The organism is Lysinibacillus sp. NPDC096212 (genome assembly GCF_044763105.1).
GTDB lineage: Bacteria > Bacillota > Bacilli > Bacillales_A > Planococcaceae > Lysinibacillus.
This window is the reverse complement of record NZ_JBIWFQ010000012.1, coordinates 1-1,225: the sequence shown is the minus strand read 5'-3', so window position 1 is coordinate 1,225 and position 1,225 is coordinate 1. Positions and strand designations below refer to the sequence as shown.

General features: G+C 50.0%; 11 tRNA genes and 1 rRNA gene. All 12 read right to left on the bottom strand.

Annotation, left to right across the window (positions count from 1 at the left end):
- Positions 1-96: 96 nt before the first annotated feature.
- Positions 97-172 (bottom strand) — tRNA-His (locus tag ACIQ7T_RS13125).
- Between the two features lie 32 nt (positions 173-204).
- Positions 205-278: transfer RNA gene (locus ACIQ7T_RS13120), tRNA-Trp, on the bottom strand.
- Positions 279-291: 13 nt separating this feature from the next.
- Positions 292-375, bottom strand: a tRNA-Tyr gene (locus ACIQ7T_RS13115).
- 10 nt (positions 376-385) lie between these two features.
- Positions 386-461, bottom strand: a tRNA-Thr gene (locus ACIQ7T_RS13110).
- Between the two features lie 12 nt (positions 462-473).
- Positions 474-546: transfer RNA gene (locus ACIQ7T_RS13105), tRNA-Phe, on the bottom strand.
- A 16-nt stretch (positions 547-562) separates the two neighbouring features.
- Positions 563-638: transfer RNA gene (locus tag ACIQ7T_RS13100), tRNA-Asp, on the bottom strand.
- Between the two features lie 4 nt (positions 639-642).
- A tRNA-Met gene (locus tag ACIQ7T_RS13095) sits at positions 643-717 on the bottom strand.
- A 25-nt stretch (positions 718-742) separates the two neighbouring features.
- Positions 743-818 (bottom strand) — tRNA-Val (locus ACIQ7T_RS13090).
- 17 nt (positions 819-835) lie between these two features.
- Positions 836-910: transfer RNA gene (locus ACIQ7T_RS13085), tRNA-Glu, on the bottom strand.
- A 30-nt stretch (positions 911-940) separates the two neighbouring features.
- A tRNA-Ser gene (locus ACIQ7T_RS13080) sits at positions 941-1,032 on the bottom strand.
- 5 nt (positions 1,033-1,037) lie between these two features.
- Positions 1,038-1,114 (bottom strand) — tRNA-Asn (locus tag ACIQ7T_RS13075).
- 16 nt (positions 1,115-1,130) lie between these two features.
- Positions 1,131-1,225: ribosomal RNA gene (rrf, locus tag ACIQ7T_RS13070) — 5S ribosomal RNA — on the bottom strand; the annotation flags it as partial.

The following is a 1,225-nucleotide window of genomic DNA, read 5'->3' as shown; positions in this document are numbered from 1 at the left end:
TGGGAATCGAACCCACGAATGCCTGAACCACAATCAGGTGCGTTAACCACTTCGCCACAACCGCCATATTATTATATTTTATTATTTTAAATTAAATGGGGCGACTGATGGGAATCGAACCCACGAATGCCTGAACCACAATCAGGTGCGTTAACCACTTCGCCACAACCGCCATATTATTATATTTTATTATTTTAAATTAATTGGCAGGGGCAGTAGGAATCGAACCCACACCAAAGGTTTTGGAGACCTCTATTCTACCGTTGAACTATGCCCCTATTAAATTAAAACTGGTGGAGGGGGACGGATTCGAACCGCCGAACCCTAAGGAGCGGATTTACAGTCCGCCGCGTTTAGCCACTTCGCTACCCCTCCGGGAAAGTCATGGTGCCGGCGATAGGAGTCGAACCCACGACCTACTGATTACAAGTCAGTTGCTCTACCAACTGAGCTACACCGGCAAAAAAATGTGATGGGTCAGGACGGAATCGAACCGCCGACACTTAGAGCTTCAATCTAATGCTCTACCAACTGAGCTACTGACCCATATTCTTTTAAAAAATGGCGGTCCCGACCGGGATCGAACCGGCGATCTCCTGCGTGACAGGCAGGCATGTTAACCGCTACACCACGGGACCATTTTGGTTGCGGGGGCCGGATTTGAACCAACGACCTTCGGGTTATGAGCCCGACGAGCTACCACTGCTCCACCCCGCGATAATAAGGTGATTTATTTAAATAATGGTGGAGGATGACGGGCTCGAACCGCCGACCCTCTGCTTGTAAGGCAGATGCTCTCCCAGCTGAGCTAATCCTCCATCTGGGTATTGAAAAATGGTGACCCCTACGGGATTCGAACCCGTGTTACCGCCGTGAAAGGGCGGTGTCTTAACCACTTGACCAAGGGGCCTTCGTTTGGAATGATAAATCCTTAAAGTGCTGGCGGAGAGTAAGGGATTTGAACCCTTGAGACAGTGTTAACCGCCTACACGATTTCCAATCGTGCTCCTTCGGCCACTCGGACAACTCTCCAAGAATGGCTCCGAAGGCAGGACTCGAACCTGCGACAACCTGATTAACAGTCAGGTGCTACTACCAACTGAGCTACTTCGGAATAATTTTATCATATAGCCTAGCGACGTCCTACTCTCACAGGGGGAAGCCCCCAACTACCATCGGCGCTAAAGAGCTTAACTTCCGTGTTCGGTATGGGAACGGGTGTGAC